This is a genomic window from Phenylobacterium sp., assembly GCF_035569475.1.
GTDB lineage: Bacteria > Pseudomonadota > Alphaproteobacteria > Caulobacterales > Caulobacteraceae > Phenylobacterium.
This window is the reverse complement of record NZ_DATMNA010000055.1, coordinates 1-16,859: the sequence shown is the minus strand read 5'-3', so window position 1 is coordinate 16,859 and position 16,859 is coordinate 1. Positions and strand designations below refer to the sequence as shown.

The following is a 16,859-nucleotide window of genomic DNA, read 5'->3' as shown; positions in this document are numbered from 1 at the left end:
AACCTCCGTTCACCCGGCGCGGCTCCCTATCGGCCAAGCCCGGGCGCCTCGGCGCGGGCCAGCAGGTCGGCGAGCGCGGTGGAGATCGGCGCGCCGGTGGCATCCTCGTAGTAGGTGAACCCCGGGGAGGGATTGGCCTCGAAGAAGATCCAGCGGCCGTCGGGCGTGCGCCGCAGGTCGATGCCGCTGAGGACGAATCCCAGGCTGCGGGCCAGGGCGAGGCACTGGTCGGCGACCGCGGACGGCAGGGTCGCCGCCGTGATCCGCGGCCCGTCGGCCTCCGGGTAGCGATAGTCCACCGCATCGCTCTCGACCGTGCAGGCGAAAACCTCGTCCCCGACCACGTGCGCCCGCCAATCGACGCCTTCGATCCGGGCCTGGAGCTGGATCGGGCAAGCCGGCGCGCACAGCCGGTCCAGCACCACGGCGTCCAACTGGGCGACGCGGCTGCGGACGCCGCTGGCGGACTTGTAGATCACCGCCCCATGCTTGGCCCAGAACGCCGCTGCGGCGTCGCGGTCGCTGGTCAGCAGCGTCGGCGGGGTCGCGAAGCCGAGCCGTTCCGCCAGATGGGCCTGCAGGGGCTTCGAACCGTTCGACGCCATGGCGGAGGGCCGGTTGACCACCAGGGCCGGCGTCAGCTCCGTCCACTGCAGCAGGGCGTCCTCGAAGCGCTCCACGCGGTCGGCGGCCGCCGCCTCGACCTCCATCAGCTCCATGACCCGCCGTCCGGGATAGGGCCTCAGATAGACCGCAGAGACGGTGTCCAGGTCGAGCTCGCCCGCGCCGAGCCGAAGCCGACCGCCGTCGCCGCCGGCCGTGGCGATCCTGCAGTCGAAGCCTTCCGCGTCGAACTGGTCGACGAAGACGGTGTCGACGCCTCGTGCCTCCAGCGCCGCGCGGACGGCGCGCAAGGGGCCATCCTCCGAGACGCCCCACAGGAGGATCATGACGCCGCCAGGAGCGCTCGCGGGGCCGGCTTCCAGACCCTGGCGGCGATGGCGTCGATCACCGGCTCATCCAGCGGGGGGAAGCTGTCCGCCGCCGTCAGCCGTCCCTCGGCGTCGAACGCGGCCTGAAGCACCGTCGCGCCGGCGCCGCGCGCCAGTCGCCGGGCGGCGGCGATCACGTTGCGCGGCGCGGTCCCAATCGCGGCGTCGCCCACCAAGCTCACGGTCCAGTGGGGCGGCGCCGGCGCCGGGCGCAGGTCGCGGGTCCGGGTCTCCGAGACCACCGCCAGGCCCAACTGCGCCCCCAGCGCCAGCCAGGGCTCCGGGCGACCGAAGGGTCCGCAAAGCACGCCCCGGGCCGGCCGGTTCAACACCGGAACCTCCAGCACCGTCAGCCACCACATCAGCATCGCTGTCAGCTCGGCCGCCACATAGGCGCGGTCGTCCTCGTGCACGTGGGTCAGTTCCTGCGGGTAGATCGCAAGCCGCCGAACCAGGACGCCGCTCACCTGCGCCACCGGAAGCGGTCGCCCGCCTGCGACCACTACGCCGTCGCCGCGGTCGTCGGTCCCCAGCCGCCAGCCCGTCGCGGAGAGGTCCGTCACGTCCATCCGCACGGCGCGATCGGGGCCCAGGCGCCGGATCAGCCGGTCGATCTGCGCGTCGCGGGCGCCGCCCACCACAATGAGCATGACGCGGCCCTAGGATTTGGTTCCGGGTTTGCCGCCGCCGCCCTTGGCCGGGGCTGCGCCCTCGGCTTTCTTGTGCTTGGAATGCAGCAACGGCGCATCGCCTACGGCCGGCCTTTCCGTTGGCGTGATCGGCGCGCGCTGTTGAAGGCTCTGCGCCAGTTGGTCGACCCGGTCCGACAGTTGCTGCAGGGACGATTGCCAGGCCGGGTCTCCCCCCATCTGAAGGAGCTGGTTGAGGTCCCCCTCGGCGTCCTTCAGCTTGTTTTCGACGATCGGCTTCTCGAACTCCTTGATCTCGTGCTTGAGTTCCTTGACCTCGATCTTGTTTTCGACCTTGAACTCCTTGTGCTCTTTGATCTCCTTGATCTCGATCTTCAGGTCTTTGAGGTCCTTGTGGTCCTTGATCAGGGACTTGGTGGCCACGGTCACGGGGCGCCCTAGCGAGGGGATGCCGTTCGCGATCACCTCCAGGGAATAGGCGCCGTTGGGCAGGCCCGCCGGAACCGTAACCTGGGTCGTGACCGAGGCGACGCCGGTGGCGACCGCCATGGTCGAATGGTTGGCGGTCCGGCAGTAGGTGACGACCCCCGTCCCTGTGTTGGTCAGGCGCACGATCGGATAGTTCGTCGCCATGGTGGCGTCGTCGCCGTAGTAGCAGGCCTGCGACAGGCCGTTGAGCTGCTGCCCGGTGAGCGTGTAGGTGTTCCCCGGCTGCAGGGTCGAGGAGATGCTGGTGATGACCGGCCGCCAGGCGGCCGCGGGCGCCAGGTCCGGCGTGTAGACCGCGATCGTGCCGCCCTGGCTCGAGTAAAGCACCTTGCCGGACGGGAGCAGCAGGAACCGGCCCTGGAAGCAGGGCGTCGCGGCGTTCGCCGAGGCCCCGACCACGGCGACGGTGTTGGTTGTCGGATCGTATTCGAAGAAGGTCGTCGGCCCCGGGAAGCTGTTCGCCGCCGTCGCGGGCGGGCTTCCCGTGAGCAGCACCTTGCCGTTGGGCAGCAGCACGGCGGGCGCATCGCTGGGATGCATGGTCGTCGCACCGCTCTTCAGAGTCGGGCCCGCGGTCCAGGTTCCGGGCGAGGCCGGCATCGGCCCCGGGGAATAGAGGGCGGTGGCGCCGGTGGCGCCGATGGCGAAGGCGTGGCCGTTGGTCAGCAGGACCGTGGCCCCGATCTCGGCGACGATGCCCGGGAGAGACTGGGGCAGCGTGGCCGGCGTGTTGCCCGCCGAAACCCAGCTGTTCGACCCCGGCACATATTTCTCGCTGCCCGGTATCGCCGTGCACTGCACCACCAGGACCGTGCCGTCGGGCATCAGGGTGAGCGATTCCTCGGCCCCCCGGTCCAGCTTGTTCGGGCCCGCCGAATAGGCGTTCGTCGCCGGGTCGAAGAAGGCGGTTCGGTTGTCGTCGATGCTGGCGAGCAGGACGTGCCCGTTGGCCAGGACGCACAGGCTGACGTCGCCCACATGGGTCCAGCCGGCCGGGCCGCCGAGCGTCGTCCAGGTGTTCGTCTGGGGATTGAACCGCGCGGCCGCCGCCATGTCGGCGGACACGTTGTGATTGTACTCGCCGCCGGCGATGAAGACCGACCCGTCCTGCAGAACCGCTGCGCCGTAGAACAGCGGCGCATAGGTCGGACCGCCGAGCGCAGCCGGGATGGCGGCGTTGTTGGGCATGGAGGGCATGGCCGACCACAGCCCGTTTTCATAGTGCCCCGCGCTGTCGGGCGAGAGCCGGTGCCAGTTGGGCGTGCTCAGCTCATGGGCCATGACCGTGCCGTCGGTAAGCAGCAGCATGGTGTCGATGGCGACGCCAGGTTGGTGCAGGAGCGTGGACCAGGTACCGGCCATGACAAGCCTCCAGGCTGCGGCCCAGGCGCAGGGTGTCGCCCGCGCGGGTGCGTCGGTTGGGAACTCAAATGTCAGAGGGCGCGGCGCTTCCAGGAGAACCGGATCGCCGCGGGGCCAACTACGCTACGGGAACGATACGGGCAGGTCGCTCAGCGAGTTCAGGCGACGACAGGTCAGGCTCCTGAACCTCTATAGTGAAGCACATCCAACCGCCAGGCACAACTCAAGATCGTTTTTCGAGACAATACAGCCCAGGTTAGGTGTGGCGGGCTCGGCGAGGCGAGGCGAGGCGAGGCGGGACGCCGTCCCAAAGAGGTCAGGGCCGATCCTCGATCTGCGCCCGCACTTCGGGCGTCTCTTCCAGGAACCGCACCAGGATCGCCTGCGCCGCCAATATGCCGATGCCGGAGGCGTAGGCGGAAAACACGTTGGCCCCCGCGAGGCCGGCCCGCGCCGCGCGGCCCACCTCTTCCCAGATGAACAGGCCCGAGCCCAGCAGCAGGGCCACGCCCACAACCACCGAGCCCGGCGTCTGGCCGAAGCCGGCGCGGAAGCTCATCCAGACATATTTGGCGAGCCATCGCTTCACCGGCGGGACCAGCAGCGGGATGGCCAGCGAAAAGCCCAGGTAGGCGGCCGGCCACAACAGCGTCCACCGCGCGATCAGGTTCGGCCCGCCCGGCAGGCGGCCCAGCGCGTCGATCACCGCGGCGGCGTAGATCAGGCTGGCGGCGGCCACCGTCAGGTCCTGCATCCGCTTGAAATTCCGCCAGGCGGTGGTGAAGCCCATTTGGGCAAGTTAGGCGCCCCTTTGGGCGGGCGTAAGGCGCGGCGGCGCCGAACCGTGGGTTGGCGCTATGCTTTGCCTGTGAGTCGATCCGCCCTGATCCTCGGCGCCGCTGTGGCGCTCATCGCCACGCCGGTCCTGGCGGGGGAGGCCGCCTGCTGGTTCGAGAACGGCGTGGTGGTCGTGGGCGCGGAGGTCATGGGCGTCAGCGGCGACTACATCCTCGACACCGCCACCCCGCACACCGTGCTCGCCGACAGCCAGGCCCAGACCGCGGGCTTCGCCGAGACCGCGCTGGTGGGCGAGGTGCGGCTGGCCGGCGTGGCGCTGAAGGACCGCCGGGTGGCCGTGGAGGGCGTGGACCTGCGCACCGGGGCCCTGCCCACGCCGATCGCCGGGATCATCGGCGCCGACGTCTTGCGCGGCTTCGTGCTCGACGTGGATTTCAAGCCCTGCCGCGTGCGCCTGTCCCGCCGCGCGAGCAGCCGCTTCGCCGCGACGACGAGCCTGCCGATGGCCTGGGTCGCCGGCCGCCCTGTCGTCCGCGCGGCCGTCGCCGACGGCGCCCACGCCTTCGCCGGCGCCTTCACCCCGGGCGTCGGCGCCGACACCGCCGTGCGGATCAGCGATGCGCTGGCCCGCGCGCCCGGCGCGCCCAAGCCCAAGGAAGTCTATCCCTACGGCGTGACCTTCCCGCGCCTGCGGGCGCTCTCCTTCGCCGGCGGTCTTACCGAGAACCTGCCGGCCGGGCTGATCGAGGCCGAGGACCCGGCGCTCGCGGGCCAGCTTGGCGCGCCGCTCCTGTCACACTGGCGCCTGCGCTTCGACTTTCCGGGCCGCCGGCTCTATCTCGCCCCGCGGCTCGCGAAGGCGCCGAAAGGACATGTCCATGGCGTCTGATCTGGCGAACGCCGGTCCTCGGGTGGGTTGCGGCGCGGTCATCCTGCGCGGTTCCCGGGTCTTCCTGCTGCGCCGCGCGCGAGCGCCCGAGGCCGGTTGCTGGGGCATCGCCGGGGGAAAGGTCGATCCGTTCGAAACCGTTCCGGACGCCGTGCGCCGCGAGGTGGAGGAAGAAACCGGCCTGACGCTGCAGCACATCGACCTGATCTGTGTCGTCGACCAGATCGACCGGGCCACGGGTGATCACTGGGTCTCGCCGGCCTACCTCGCCGAGGCGTTCACGGGCGAGCCGCGCAACTGCGAGCCGGAGAAGCACACCGCGATCGGCTGGTTCGAGCTGGATGACCTGCCGCAACCCCTGACCGTCGCCACGGTCACAGCCTTGGCGGCGCTGCGCGGTCGCTAGAACGAAAAGGGCCCCGGCGCGACGCCGAGGCCCTCTCGATCTCGCGGGAAACCGCCGGCCCTAGTGGGCGACGTTCTTCCAGATCCTGCGGTAGCTGAACCACAGCAGGACCGAGAAGATCAGCAGATAGATCATCGCGCCCAGGCCGAAGGCCTTGCGTTCTTCCATCTTCGGCTCGGCGGCCCAGGCCAGGAAGGCGGCCACGTCGTAGGCCTCTTCCTTGATCGTCGAGGGCTTCCCGTCGTCGAAGGTGACTTTGCCGTCGGTCAGCGGCGGCGGCATGCTGATCGCGCCGCCCTCCGGAACCTTGTTCGGCGCCCCGTGCCAGCTACCCGACAGGTCGCCGGCATAATAGGGGTCGTAGTATTTGCCGGCCGCCAGGGTCAGGCCCGCGGGCGCGGGCTTGAAGCCGGTCAGCAGCGAATAGATGTAGGCCGGGCCGCCCTCGCGGGCCTTGGCCATGACCGACAGGTCCGGCGGCAGCGCGCCGCCGTTGGACGCGCGGGCGGCATACTCGTTGGGGAACGGCGCGGCGAACTTGTCGGCCGGGGTCGCCGGGCGCGAGACCACGTCGCCGGTGTCGGTGTCGATGTCCTTGACCTGGATGTCATGAGCCAGCGACTTCACGACCGGGTTGTTGTTCGGGTTCGGGTACTTCGGGTCGTAGAACGGCCCGCCCTTCTGACCGAGGTTGCGGAAGTACATCAGGTCCATCGAATGGCAGGCCGAGCAGACCTCCCGGTAGACCTTGTAGCCCCGCTGGAGCTGCTCCTTGTCGAACTTGCCGAACGGGCCCTCGAACGACCAGTGGACGTTCGCCGGCTCCTCATTGGTGGTCGCGGCGAGCGCCGGACCGGCCAGCAAGGCGAACCCGAGCGCCGCGAACGCGAAACCTTTGCGCAGCATCAGGCTCAACCCCTCTTTTCAGGCGACGCCGCGGCGCCGGCGGGCGCGGAGGCGGGATGCGACAGGACGGGCGAGGAGATCGACTCCGGCTCCGGCAGCGGGGTCTCGGTAAGGCCCAGCAGCGGCGTGATCACCCAGAAGTAGACGAAGTAGTAGAGGGCGCCGATCCGCGACAGCCACACGTAGCTGTTCAGGTTGGCGTCCAGGAACTGCGGCCCCGCGACGTTCGGGATCACCATGTCGTCCGGCGCGTGCGCCCCGCAGAGGCCCAGCACCAGGCAAGCGAAGATGAAGATGAAATAGTAGAGCCGCGCCGTCGGGCGATAGCGCATGGAGCGCACCTTCGACGTATCGAGCCACGGCAGGATGAACAGGGTGGCGATGGCGCCGAACATCAGGATGACGCCCATCAGCTTGTTCGGGACCGCCCGCAGGATGGCGTAGAACGGCAGGAGGTACCATTCGGGCACGATGTGCTGCGGCGTCTGCAGCGGGTTCGCCTTCACGTAGTTGATGGCGTCGCCCAGTGCGTCCGGCAGGTAGAAGACGAACACCGCGTACATGATCAGGAAGACCGAAATCGCGAAGCCGTCCTTCACCGTGTAGTACGGGTGGAAGGGAACGGTGTCCTCCTTGGACTTCACGTTCACCCCGGTCGGGTTGTTGTTGCCCGGCACGTGCAGCGCCCAGACGTGCAGCGCCACCACGCCGGCGATCATGAACGGCAACAGGTAGTGCAGCGAGAAGAAGCGGTTCAGCGTCGGGTCGTCCACCGCGAACCCGCCCCACAGCCAGGTGGTGATCGAGGGGCCGACGACCGGCAGGGCGCCGATCAGGTTGGTGATCACGACCGCGCCGTGGAAGCTCATCTGACCCCAGGGCAGAACGTAGCCCATGAAGGCGGTGATGATCATCAGGAGGTAGATCACGCAGCCCAGGATCCACAGCACCTCGCGTGGCGACTTGTAGGAGCCGTAGTAGAGGTTGCGGAAGATGTGGATGTAGGCCGCCAGGAAGAACATCGAGGCGCCATTGGCGTGCAGGTTGCGGATCAGCCAACCGTAGTTGACGTCGCGCATGATCCGCTGGACCGAGTTGAAGGCGTAGTCGACGTGCGGGACGTAGTGCATCGCCAGGATGATCCCGGTGACGATCTGCATGCCCAACATCAGCGACAGGATGCCCCCGAAGGTCCACCAGTAGTTGAGGTTCTTCGGCGTCGGGAAGGTGATGATGGTGTCGTTGGCGAACCGGATGATCGGCAGGCGGCTGTCCAGCCACCGTTCGAAGCCGGTCTTCGGCTCATAGGTCGAGTGTCCGCTCATCTGATCAGCCCACCTTGACCTTGGTGTCGGAGAGGAAGGTGTAGTCCGGCACCGGCAGGTTCAGCGGCGCGGGACCGCGGCGAATGCGCCCGGAGGTGTCGTAGACCGAGCCGTGGCACGGGCAGAGCCAGCCGCCGTAGTCGCCGCCGCCGAAGGTCGGCACGCAGCCCAGGTGGGTGCAGACGCCGACCAGGACCAGGTATTGGGCCTTGCCGGGCTTGTGACGGCTCTCGTCGGTGGCCGGGTCGCGCAGGTCGGCGTGGTCGTCCTTGATCGCGGCCTCGATTTCCTTGGCCGTCCGGTAACGGACGAACAGCGGCTTGCCGCGCCACTTCACCACGATCTGCTGGCCTTCGACCACCTTGGACACGTCGACCTCGATGGAGGCCAGCGCCAGGGTGTCGCCGGCGGGGTTCATCTGGTCGATGAACGGCCAGGCGAGGCCGCCGGCCAGGCCCGCCGCGGCGACGCCGGCGGCGATGTGGATAAAGTCGCGACGATTCGGATCGTCCCCTCCCAGGGATGGGCCCGAAGCATGCGGATCGGGATTTGCGCCCGCGACGGTGTCGGCCACCTAAAGCTACCCTTCGTTCGAGGCTCCCCAAAAGCGGATGGGAGCGCCATGTCTTTGGACCCTGCCAGACGCTCTGGTAAGGCCTTTAAAATCACGACGGGTCAGCACAGAACGCCCCCACCGGAAACGCTCGCCGGAACCGCCTACGACGTCCCTCGAGGTCGCTTTCGTGATTCGTCGTGCAGCCCGGCTTAACCCGTCGCGGATCGCTTAGAATGCGTTTGGCCCTTTTTCAACCGGACATTCCGCAAAACCTCGGCGCCGCACTTCGGCTGGGCGCCTGTCTGGACGTTCCGGTCGACGTGATCGAGCCCTGCGGCTTCCCGCTTTCCGACGCCGGCGTGCGCCGCGCGGCCATGGACTACGGAGCGCTCGCGGACCTCACGCGGCACGCCACATGGGCCGACTTCCTGGCGGCGCCGGAGCGTCGGGAGGGCCGCCTGCTGCTCTTCACGACCAAGGGGGCCAGCGGTTTCCACGGCTTTGCGTTCCGGCCGGGCGACACCCTGCTGTTCGGCCGCGAGAGCGCCGGGGCGCCGGACGAGGTGCACGCGGCGGCCGACGCGCGGCTGTTCATTCCGCTGGCGCCCGGCGCCCGCTCGCTGAACCTGACGGTGAGCGCCGCCATCGCCCTTTCCGAGGCCCTTCGGCAGACCAATGGCTTTCCAACCGCCGCCCCGACCGGCTAGCAAGCAGCCATGCCCAGCCAGCCGTCCAGCCCGCCCGCCGCCCTGCCGCCGGAGATCCTCGAACGCCGCGACCGCGCCAAGGCCTGGTTCGAGTCGCTGCAGACCCGGATCGTGGCCGAACTCGAACGGCTGGAGGACGAGGCGCCGGCCGAACTCTACCCGGACCCGCCCGGCCGCTTCGACATGCGCCCCTGGACGCGGGAGACCGGCGTCGGCGGCGGGATCGGCGGCCACTTCAAGGGCCGGCTGTTCGAAAAGGCCGGGGTGCACACCTCGGCGGCCACGGCGCGGTTCTCGCCGGAGATGGCCGCCACCATGCCGGGCGCGGACAAGAACCCCTCCTACGTCTCGGCCTCGATCAGCCTGATCGTCCATCCGCGCAATCCGCGCGTGCCCACCGTGCATATGAACACCCGCTTCCTGTCGACGGCGGTGAGCTGGTTCGGCGGCGGGGCGGACCTGACGCCCATGCTGGACGAGCAGCGCAGCCAGGAGGCCGACGACGCGGTCCTGTTCCACAAGGCCATGCAGCAGGCCTGCGACGCCTTCGATCCGGAGTGGTATCCGAAGTACAAGGCCTGGTGCGACGAGTACTTCTACCTGCCGCACCGCAAGGAGACCCGCGGCGTCGGCGGCATCTTCTACGACCGCCACGACACCGGCGACTTCGAGCGCGACTTCGCCTTCACCTGCGCGGTCGGCGAAGCCTTCCTCGACGCCTATCCGAAGATCGTGCGCCACCGCATGGACGAGCCCTGGACCGACGAGGACCGGATGGAGCAGATGGTCCGCCGCGGCCGCTACGTGGAGTTCAACCTGCTCTACGACCGCGGCACCATGTTCGGGCTGAAGGCCGGCGGCAACATCGAGACGATCCTGAGCTCGATGCCGCCGATGGTGGCGTGGCCCTAGGGCCAGTCGTTCATATCGCCGCTCATCCCGGCGAAGACCGGGATCCAGATCTCAAAGCTGGATGGCGGATTGGACAAGCCCGGCGTTCAAAGAACCCGCGTCTGAGCTGACCATCTGGGTCCCGGCCTACGCCGGGATGAGCGGATCAGAATTTGGGCTAGCCGATCCCGCTGAGCGCGTTGCTGATCATAGCCAGGATGTCCGAGCCCCTGGACTGCAGCTCGACACCCAGGCCCACCGCCAGCGCCGCGGCGCCGCTGCTCAGCACGATCATAAACTTCAAGGGCGCCATGGCATTTCCCGCGGATGTCCGCGACGCCCTAAACCCCCGAGCTTGCCGCTATGTTGCGCGCCTGAGGAAATTCGCAATCCAGCGGCCGACCCGGGCCCGGTCGTCGGGACCTGCGAAGCTGGCCACCGCCCGGTCGGCCTGGTCCTTGGGATAGACCGCGTCGCGCCGGTGTTCGATCAGGTCGATGGCGTAGGCCGGCTCGAACTCCGGGTGCGGCTGGAGCGACATCGCCCGATCCTCCGGCCAGACCAGGCCCGCGAACGGCGTGAAGTCGCTGGCCGCATATACCTGCGCCCCTGGCGGCAGGCTCACCACCTGGTCCTGGTGCGAGGCAGGCAGGCGGATCGGCGCGTCACTGTCCATCCAGGGCTCGTGGCGGACGACGCGGTACTCGTGTTCGCCGACGCCCCAGCCCTTGGGCGACTGGATCACCTGCCCCCCGAAGGCCTGCGCCATGAGCTGGTGGCCGAAGCAGACCCCGACCAGCGCCGCCTTGCCCCGCGCGGCGCGCAGGAACGCCTCGGCCGGCGCGATCCACGGCAGATCCTCATAGACCCCAGCAGAGGACCCCGTGACCAGATAGCCGTCGCACTCCATCAGGCTGGCCGGCAGTTCGCCCTCGTCCACCGCATAGGTCCGCCACGCATAGGCGTCCTCGCCCAGCAGGTGGCGGAACATGTCCGGATAGGTCCCGTAGACCGGGATGCAGGGCGACGGCGGGCGGCCGGTCTTCAGGATTCCGAGTTTCAAAACGCCATCCCCTGCACCACCGATTTCAGCTTCTCGATGGTCGACAGCCTGTCGTCGATGAAGTCGTGGTCGACCCACCAGTCCTCCACCTCGCGCAGCACCTGGCCGACCATGGGGCCCTTGGGCGCGCCGGCGGCGATGACGTCCTCGCCAGTCAGCGGGAACGGCGGCGGGCTCCAGCCTTCGCCGAGCGCGATCATGCCCCGCCACTGCGGCGTCGCCGCCGTGCGCGGCGCCCGCGCCCAGGCGAGCTTGGCCCGGTCGCGGAACGGCTGGGCGCCTAGCCGATAGAGCGTGCGCCGGATCTCCCTGGGGCTCATCCAGCTCTTCAAGGCCGGCGCGGGCGCCAGCGCCGCGGCCAGCCGGTCGCGCTCGGCGTTGGAGAGCCGCAGGGCCTCGGCGAACCTCACCGCCCCCAACTGGTCGTCGGGCAGCAGGGCCGCCAGCCGCAGCAGGGGGTCGTTCTCGAAGAGCTGGTCGTCCTCGATGGCCACCAGGCCCTCGAAGCGCGCCAGGTCGATGGGGGCCGGCAGCACCTCGCCCAGCACCCCGGTCCGCGCCATCAGCGCCACCGCCGGGCGCGGATCGTCGGCGGCCAGCAGCTTCAGGAGCTCCCTGGAGACCCGCTCGGCCGACAGCGTCTTCAGCTCGCCCCGCAGGGCCTCGCAGGCCTCCAGCGCCGCGGCGTCGGGCGGCGGCGTCCCGTACCAGGCGAAGAAGCGGAAGAACCGCAGGATGCGCAGGAAATCCTCCCGCACCCGCTGCTCGGCCTCGCCGACAAAGACGATCCGCCCGGCTCGCGCATCGGCGACCCCGTGGCCGGTGGGGTCGAACAGGGTCCCGTCGCGGCGCGCATAGAGGCTGTTCAGGGTGAAGTCGCGGCGTTGGGCGTCCTCGGCCCAGTCGTCGGTGAAGGCCACCACCGCGCGGCGGCCGTCGGTGGCCACGTCGCGGCGCAGGGTGGTGATCTCGAAGGGCTTGCCGCGGCAGACCGCGGTGACCGTGCCGTGCTCGACGCCGGTGGGCACGGCCTTCAGACCCGCCGCCTTCAGGGCCGCGGTCACCGCCTCCGGCGTCAGGCGGGTGGCGATGTCCAGGTCGCTGACCGGCTTACCGATCAGGGTGTTTCGCACGCAGCCGCCGACGAAGCGGGCGCAGTCCGGCCCGCCGGCCGCCTCCAGGGCGTCCAGCACCGCCGTCGTCTCCGGCGCGGTCATCCAGGGGCGCTGGCCGAGGCTCTCGCTCATTTGGGGGCGGTCCCGGGCGCGGTCGGCGGCTTCTCGAAATAGCCCTTGCTCACCGTGCCGTCGGCCCTGACCTCGCCCGGCACATACCGCTCGCGGCGGTTATCAGGATGGAAGACCACCGTGGCCGCCAGCGACAGGCCCACCAGCACGGCGCCCGCCGCGACCAGCCAGGCATAGGGCGTCGAGCCCATCTCGCGCCCAGAACGCCGGGCGACCGCGCGCCAGGCGAACCAGACCGCGAACGGCACGGCGGCCAGCAGCAGGCGGATGAGGACGATCCTAGGCAACGGCGGCTCCATAGAGCCGGTCGTAGAGCGCGCGCAGCATGCCCGCCGTCGCGCCCCAGATGAACCGGTCCTCGTGAGTGTAGGCGTAGAACCGCCGTTTCTCACCGTTCGGCAGCTCCCGCTCATGCTCCTCGAGGTTCCGCGGGTCCATCAGGAAGCCGAACGGCGTCTCGAAGATCTCCGCCACCTCGTCCGGGTTGGGCGCCAGGCTGAAGCCCGGCCGCACGAACCCCACCACGGGCGTGATCAGAAAGCCGGTGCCAGTGCGGTAGGGCGTCGACAGCCCCACCGGCGAGACATAACGCGGCTCCAGGCCGATCTCCTCGTGGGCCTCGCGCAGCGCCGTCTGCCATGGCGTCTCGCCCGGGTCGCGCCGGCCGCCCGGCAGGGCGATCTGGCCGGTATGGCGGCGAAGCGTGTCGGCCCGCCGCGTCAGGATCACCGACAGGCCCGCGTCGCGCTCCACGAGCGCGATGAGCACCGCCGCCGGCGTCAGGGGAAGGTCGACTTCGTTCGGGCCATAGACCCTGCCGAGGTCGAAGTCGGAGCGGATCACCCCGTCCGCCGGCTCGTGCGCGTCCAGCGGGTCGAGGTGGTCGCCGATCCAGTCGCGCAGGTCGCCGCGCCCGCCCCGCAAGCTCACAGTCGATGCGCCCCGGGCGGACCCACCGGATACCAGGCGCCGTTGGAGGCCACGCCCAGCGTCGGCCCCTCGGGCGTGTCGCGTTCCTCCGCCAGCTCCACCAGCTCGTAGAACACCGGCCGCGCGATCAGCGCCTCCAGGCCGCGGCGCACGTGCAGATAGGGCCTGGGTTCCCCGTCGGGGCCCATCTCGACGCGGACATAGTTCTCCGGCCCCGCCTCGACCTCGTCGCCGACGTTGGTGAGGAACGTCAGCGCCTGGCCCACCCGGTCCACGCGGGTGGCGATGAACGGCGCGTCCTCGACGGTGATCTTCATCTTCTCGACGGGGGTGACCAGGTGGATGCCGTCGGGGTCCTTGCGCAGGACCGTGGAGAACAGCCGCACCAGGGCCTCGCGGCCGATCGGCGTGCCCTCGTGGAACCAGACGCCGTCCTTGCGGATCACGATGTCGATCTCGCCGCAGTGCGCCGGGTTCCACAGGTGAACCGGCGGCAGGCCCCGTCCCGGCGCCTGCTTCGCAGCGGCGAGCACGCCCTCCAGTCCCGGTCTCACCGCCTCGTCCGCCATGCCCAGGAACCTAGGCGCGCCCGCAGTCCGCCTCAAGCCGCGCCTGCGCCCCTCTCCCCCGCGAAGCGAGAGGGAGAGGGTAGGGAGAGGGCGGCGCATGCGAGCGTGCTTCGCGGCCGGAAAGCCCAGGCTCCCGGGTTCGCCGCCAAATCTATGGAGAGTCCCAACCGCCCTCTCCCGGCCTCTCCCTCTCGCTGCGCGGGGGAGAGGAGCGGGCGCCTCAGAGCGGCGCAACCATTCCCGCCAGTTCGCCGGCGTCCGCCGTCAGCGCGCGGACCAGCACCCGCCGCTGGTCCACCGGCCCGGGCATGACCACCGCACGTCCCGGCGCCGCGGCGAAGCCCACCCGGCCGAAATAGGCCTCGTCGCCCACCAGCACCACATGGCTCTCGCCGGCGGCGGCGGCAGCCTCGCAGGCCCGCGCGATCAGCCGCGCGCCGAAGCCCGCGTTGCGCTCGCCCAGCTCGACGGCGAACGGGCCGAGGAAGGTGACGGCCCGGCCGCCCACCCGCACCCGCCACATCCGCGCGCAGCCGAGCAGCCGCTCTCCAGACCAGGCGCAGACCGACAGCTCCGGCGCGAAGGTCGCGAACTCGCGCACCCGCTCGGAGGACTTGGCGTAGCGGCCGGGCCCGAAGGCGCGCGCGATCAGGGCGTCGACCGCCGCGCCGTCCTGCGGCCGTTCGGATCGCAGGGTGATAGCCGGCGCGGGCTCGGCAGGTTGTGCGGACATTGACTAAGGGACTTCGACTGACAGGACGACGAGAGCCCGGACGCGCGTCGCCGCGGCCCGGAGGCGGATCACTTGGCGCGGTTCATGCGCCCGGTTCGTCGAAGGCGTCGCATCGGAAGCCAACCCCATGGTCGAGGCGGGCGCAAATAGGGCCTATGGCGGCCCAGGTCAACGCTTCGGCTCTACAGCCCCCACCTTGGCGGCGATGGCGGGAGGGGAGGTAAGGCGTTGCCCGCGACCGCGACTGCGGGCAGGTTCGCGGCCCCATGGCCGAGACCGCTTCCGACGCCGTTCCTTCGGCCCGCGCGCTTCTGAAGGAGCGCGACTACCTCTGCTTCTGGGTCTCGCGCTGGACCGGCAGCTTCGCCGCCCAGATCCAGAGCGTGGCCATGGGCTGGCAGATGTACAGCCTGGCCCGCCTCGCCGGCCACTCGGTCAGGGAAAGCTCCTTCCTGGTGGGCATGCTGGGCCTGGCGGCCTTCATGCCGGTCTTCCTGCTGGCGCTTACCGCCGGCGAGACCGCCGACCGCCACGACCGCAAGCGGGTCCTGCTGCTCTGCTGGGTGGGCGAGATCGCCACGGTGCTGACCCTGGCCATCGCCACCTGGCAGGGCTGGGCCTCGGTCCCGCTGCTGCTGGTCGTCGCCTTCCTGTTCGGCGCGGCGCGAGCCTTCTTCGCCCCAGCCAGCACCGCGCTCGGCCCCATGCTGGTGCCCCGCGCGCTGCTGCCGCGCGCCATCGCCTGGAATTCGCTGGCCTGGCAGACCGCCTCGATCGTCGGGCCCGCGGCGGGCGGCCTCCTCGTCGCACGCTCGACCCACGACGCCTATTTCGTGACCTTCGGCCTCTACCTCGCCGCCGCGGCCGCGGTGCTGATGATCCGCAAATCCGGCCAGCCGACGGTCAACCCGGGCTCCCGCTGGACGCTGATGAAGCAGGGCCTGCGCTACGTCTGGGACCAGAAGATCGTCTTCGGGGCGATCTCGCTCGACCTGTTCGCCGTCCTGCTGGGCGGCGCCACCGCGCTCCTGCCGGTGTTCGCCCGCGACATCCTGCACATCGGGGCCGAAGGCTTCGGCGTCCTGCGCTCCGCCCCGGCCATCGGCGCCACGGCGGTGGCCCTGCTGCTGGCCGCCAACCCGATCCGCCACCGGGCGGGCTGGTTCATGTTCGGCGGGGTGGCGATGTTCGGCGCGGCGACCTGCGTCTTCGCCCTGTCGCGCAGCCTCGGGCTCTCCGTGGCCGCCCTGGCGATCCTGGGCGCCGCCGACATGCTGAGCGTCTACGTCCGCCAGACCCTGGTGCAGCTGGTCACCCCGGACGCCATGCGCGGCCGGGTGGCGGCGGTGTCGTCGGTGTTCATCGGCGCCTCCAACGAACTGGGCGAGTTCGAGAGCGGCGTCGTGGCCCGCCTCCTCGGCCCCGTCGGCGCGGCCCTGTTCGGCGGGATCGGCGCCCTGGTCGTCACCGGCGCCTGGGGGGCGCTGTTTCCCGCCTTGCGCAAGGCCGACCGGCTCGAATAACTGTCGCCCTATTCTTATAGGGAGATACTTCCATGGGCGCGTTAGACGGCAAGGTGGTCCTGGTTACAGGCGGCGGCAACGGCATCGGGCGCGACTGCGCGCTGATCGCCGCCCAGGAAGGCGCGAAGGTCGTGGTCAACGACCTGGGCGCGGGCCTCAAGGGCGACGACGAAGGCTCCTCCGGCCCGGCCGAGAAGGTCTGCGAAGAGATCCGCGCCGCCGGCGGCGAGGCCGTCTCCAACTCCGACAGCGTCACCAACCTGGACGCCGTCTACGGCATGGTCGAGCAGGCCAAGAAGACCTTTGGCGGCCTGCACGCGGTGATCAATCCCGCCGGCATCCTCCGCGACGTGATGTTCCACAAGATGACCGAGCGCGACTGGGACCAGGTGATCGAGGTCCACATGCGCGGCTCCTTCAACGTGGCCCGCGCCACTATCGAGCTGTTCCGCGAACAGAACGACGGCGCCTACATGTTCTTCACCTCGACCAGCGGCCTGTTCGGCAACATCGGCCAGGCCAACTACGGCGCGGCCAAGATGGGCATCGCCGGCCTCTCCCGCATCATCGCCATGGAAGGCGCCCGCAACAACGTCCGCTCCAACTGCCTGGCGCCGGTCGCGTGGACGCGGATGACCCAGTCGGTGCCGATCAAGGACGAGGCCGCCGCCGCCCGCCGCGCGGTGATGGCCGAGAAGGTCCGCGCCGACCAGCCGGCCCGCTTCTCGGTGGCCATGGTCACGCCTGCCGCGTCGAACGTTTCCGGCCAGATCTTCGGCTCCTCCGGCGAGAACATCATCCTCTATTCGCAACCGCGGCCCAT

General features: G+C 70.0%; 20 protein-coding genes. 6 read left to right on the top strand and 14 right to left on the bottom strand.

The genetic code is table 11. The features are described from left to right. Positions 1 to 26: 26 nt before the first annotated feature. The 4 genes from VNW53_RS08865 to VNW53_RS08850 form a co-directional block, all read right to left on the bottom strand. Positions 27 to 950, bottom strand: coding sequence for a hypothetical protein (locus VNW53_RS08865; protein ID WP_325555103.1), 924 nt, complete (start codon positions 948 to 950; stop codon positions 27 to 29). Next, a complete protein-coding gene (locus VNW53_RS08860) occupies positions 947 to 1,642 on the bottom strand; it encodes a hypothetical protein (RefSeq protein WP_325555101.1) in 696 nt (231 codons plus the stop codon). Before VNW53_RS08860 ends, VNW53_RS08865 begins: the two co-directional genes overlap by 4 nt. A gap of 9 nt (positions 1,643 to 1,651) precedes the next feature. Next, a complete protein-coding gene (locus tag VNW53_RS08855; RefSeq protein ID WP_325555099.1) occupies positions 1,652 to 3,493 on the bottom strand; it encodes a kelch repeat-containing protein in 1,842 nt (613 codons plus the stop codon). Between the two features lie 316 nt (positions 3,494 to 3,809). Further along, the gene (locus VNW53_RS08850) at positions 3,810 to 4,283 is read right to left on the bottom strand and encodes a hypothetical protein (protein WP_325555097.1); all 474 of its coding nucleotides are present in this window, start codon (positions 4,281 to 4,283) and stop codon (positions 3,810 to 3,812) included. Positions 4,284 to 4,361: 78 nt separating this feature from the next. Between VNW53_RS08850 and VNW53_RS08845 the strand changes: the two genes are divergently transcribed. Both VNW53_RS08845 and VNW53_RS08840 read left to right on the top strand, forming a co-directional pair. Then, positions 4,362 to 5,180, top strand: coding sequence for a hypothetical protein (locus VNW53_RS08845; RefSeq protein ID WP_325555096.1), 819 nt, complete (start codon positions 4,362 to 4,364; stop codon positions 5,178 to 5,180). Next, on the top strand, positions 5,170 to 5,586 hold the full coding sequence (locus VNW53_RS08840; RefSeq protein ID WP_325555094.1) for an NUDIX hydrolase: 417 nt from the start codon (positions 5,170 to 5,172) through the stop codon (positions 5,584 to 5,586). Before VNW53_RS08845 ends, VNW53_RS08840 begins: the two co-directional genes overlap by 11 nt. A gap of 60 nt (positions 5,587 to 5,646) precedes the next feature. Here the strand turns inward: VNW53_RS08840 and VNW53_RS08835 are convergent, their stop codons facing one another. From VNW53_RS08835 to petA, 3 genes are read right to left on the bottom strand one after another with little or no spacing between them, the layout of a single operon-like run. Further along, a complete protein-coding gene (locus VNW53_RS08835; RefSeq protein ID WP_325555093.1) occupies positions 5,647 to 6,492 on the bottom strand; it encodes a cytochrome c1 in 846 nt (281 codons plus the stop codon). A 5-nt stretch (positions 6,493 to 6,497) separates the two neighbouring features. Then, a complete protein-coding gene (locus VNW53_RS08830) occupies positions 6,498 to 7,817 on the bottom strand; it encodes a cytochrome b (protein WP_325555091.1) in 1,320 nt (439 codons plus the stop codon). Positions 7,818 to 7,821: 4 nt separating this feature from the next. Then, positions 7,822 to 8,391, bottom strand: coding sequence for a ubiquinol-cytochrome c reductase iron-sulfur subunit (gene petA, locus VNW53_RS08825; RefSeq protein ID WP_414693259.1), 570 nt, complete (start codon positions 8,389 to 8,391; stop codon positions 7,822 to 7,824). Positions 8,392 to 8,606: 215 nt separating this feature from the next. On the opposite strand from petA, the gene VNW53_RS08820 reads away from it, so the two are divergent. Both VNW53_RS08820 and hemF read left to right on the top strand, forming a co-directional pair. Beyond that, complete coding sequence (locus VNW53_RS08820; RefSeq protein WP_325555089.1) at positions 8,607 to 9,080, top strand: tRNA (cytidine(34)-2'-O)-methyltransferase; 474 nt, start codon at positions 8,607 to 8,609, stop codon at positions 9,078 to 9,080. A gap of 9 nt (positions 9,081 to 9,089) precedes the next feature. Next, positions 9,090 to 9,992 (top strand): oxygen-dependent coproporphyrinogen oxidase, encoded by a 903-nt coding sequence (gene hemF, locus VNW53_RS08815; protein ID WP_325555088.1) that lies wholly within the window; start codon positions 9,090 to 9,092, stop codon positions 9,990 to 9,992. 157 nt (positions 9,993 to 10,149) lie between these two features. On the opposite strand, the gene VNW53_RS08810 is transcribed toward hemF, so the two are convergent. The 7 genes from VNW53_RS08810 to VNW53_RS08780 all read right to left on the bottom strand — a co-directional run bounded on the left by VNW53_RS08810 (position 10,150) and on the right by VNW53_RS08780 (position 14,513). Beyond that, a complete protein-coding gene (locus VNW53_RS08810; RefSeq protein WP_325555087.1) occupies positions 10,150 to 10,275 on the bottom strand; it encodes a hypothetical protein in 126 nt (41 codons plus the stop codon). Positions 10,276 to 10,332: 57 nt separating this feature from the next. Next, a complete protein-coding gene (locus tag VNW53_RS08805) occupies positions 10,333 to 11,034 on the bottom strand; it encodes a type 1 glutamine amidotransferase (RefSeq protein ID WP_325555085.1) in 702 nt (233 codons plus the stop codon). Further along, on the bottom strand, positions 11,031 to 12,281 hold the full coding sequence (locus VNW53_RS08800) for a CCA tRNA nucleotidyltransferase (RefSeq protein WP_325555084.1): 1,251 nt from the start codon (positions 12,279 to 12,281) through the stop codon (positions 11,031 to 11,033). Before VNW53_RS08800 ends, VNW53_RS08805 begins: the two co-directional genes overlap by 4 nt. After that, positions 12,278 to 12,568 (bottom strand): hypothetical protein, encoded by a 291-nt coding sequence (locus VNW53_RS08795; protein WP_325555082.1) that lies wholly within the window; start codon positions 12,566 to 12,568, stop codon positions 12,278 to 12,280. Before VNW53_RS08795 ends, VNW53_RS08800 begins: the two co-directional genes overlap by 4 nt. Then, on the bottom strand, positions 12,561 to 13,211 hold the full coding sequence (locus VNW53_RS08790) for a CoA pyrophosphatase (protein ID WP_325555081.1): 651 nt from the start codon (positions 13,209 to 13,211) through the stop codon (positions 12,561 to 12,563). Before VNW53_RS08790 ends, VNW53_RS08795 begins: the two co-directional genes overlap by 8 nt. Further along, positions 13,208 to 13,780, bottom strand: coding sequence for a DUF1285 domain-containing protein (locus VNW53_RS08785; protein WP_325555079.1), 573 nt, complete (start codon positions 13,778 to 13,780; stop codon positions 13,208 to 13,210). The genes VNW53_RS08790 and VNW53_RS08785 overlap by 4 nt, the downstream gene beginning before the upstream one ends. Positions 13,781 to 14,000: 220 nt before the next feature. Beyond that, positions 14,001 to 14,513 (bottom strand): N-acetyltransferase, encoded by a 513-nt coding sequence (locus tag VNW53_RS08780; RefSeq protein ID WP_325555078.1) that lies wholly within the window; start codon positions 14,511 to 14,513, stop codon positions 14,001 to 14,003. Positions 14,514 to 14,779: 266 nt separating this feature from the next. Between VNW53_RS08780 and VNW53_RS08775 the strand changes: the two genes are divergently transcribed. Both VNW53_RS08775 and VNW53_RS08770 read left to right on the top strand, forming a co-directional pair. Next, the gene (locus VNW53_RS08775) at positions 14,780 to 16,036 is read left to right on the top strand and encodes an MFS transporter (protein ID WP_325555076.1); all 1,257 of its coding nucleotides are present in this window, start codon (positions 14,780 to 14,782) and stop codon (positions 16,034 to 16,036) included. Between the two features lie 32 nt (positions 16,037 to 16,068). After that, on the top strand, positions 16,069 to 16,859 hold a 791-nt coding region (locus tag VNW53_RS08770), incomplete at its 3' end, for an SDR family NAD(P)-dependent oxidoreductase (protein WP_325555075.1).

What these genes read in the sequence shown, in the direction of transcription:
- VNW53_RS08775 (WP_325555076.1), top strand. Translation starts at nt 14,780, where the DNA reads ATGGCCGAGACCGCTTCCGACGCCGTTCCTTCGGCCCGCGCGCTTCTG.
- VNW53_RS08780 (WP_325555078.1), bottom strand. Translation starts at nt 14,513, where the DNA reads ATGTCCGCACAACCTGCCGAGCCCGCGCCGGCTATCACCCTGCGATCC.
- VNW53_RS08865 (WP_325555103.1), bottom strand. Translation starts at nt 950, where the DNA reads ATGATCCTCCTGTGGGGCGTCTCGGAGGATGGCCCCTTGCGCGCCGTC.
- VNW53_RS08800 (WP_325555084.1), bottom strand. Translation starts at nt 12,281, where the DNA reads ATGAGCGAGAGCCTCGGCCAGCGCCCCTGGATGACCGCGCCGGAGACG.
- hemF (WP_325555088.1), top strand. Translation starts at nt 9,090, where the DNA reads ATGCCCAGCCAGCCGTCCAGCCCGCCCGCCGCCCTGCCGCCGGAGATC.
- VNW53_RS08820 (WP_325555089.1), top strand. Translation starts at nt 8,607, where the DNA reads ATGCGTTTGGCCCTTTTTCAACCGGACATTCCGCAAAACCTCGGCGCC.
- VNW53_RS08860 (WP_325555101.1), bottom strand. Translation starts at nt 1,642, where the DNA reads ATGCTCATTGTGGTGGGCGGCGCCCGCGACGCGCAGATCGACCGGCTG.
- VNW53_RS08835 (WP_325555093.1), bottom strand. Translation starts at nt 6,492, where the DNA reads ATGCTGCGCAAAGGTTTCGCGTTCGCGGCGCTCGGGTTCGCCTTGCTG.
- VNW53_RS08855 (WP_325555099.1), bottom strand. Translation starts at nt 3,493, where the DNA reads ATGGCCGGTACCTGGTCCACGCTCCTGCACCAACCTGGCGTCGCCATC.
- VNW53_RS08840 (WP_325555094.1), top strand. Translation starts at nt 5,170, where the DNA reads ATGGCGTCTGATCTGGCGAACGCCGGTCCTCGGGTGGGTTGCGGCGCG.
- VNW53_RS08850 (WP_325555097.1), bottom strand. Translation starts at nt 4,283, where the DNA reads ATGGGCTTCACCACCGCCTGGCGGAATTTCAAGCGGATGCAGGACCTG.
- VNW53_RS08785 (WP_325555079.1), bottom strand. Translation starts at nt 13,780, where the DNA reads ATGGCGGACGAGGCGGTGAGACCGGGACTGGAGGGCGTGCTCGCCGCT.
- VNW53_RS08830 (WP_325555091.1), bottom strand. Translation starts at nt 7,817, where the DNA reads ATGAGCGGACACTCGACCTATGAGCCGAAGACCGGCTTCGAACGGTGG.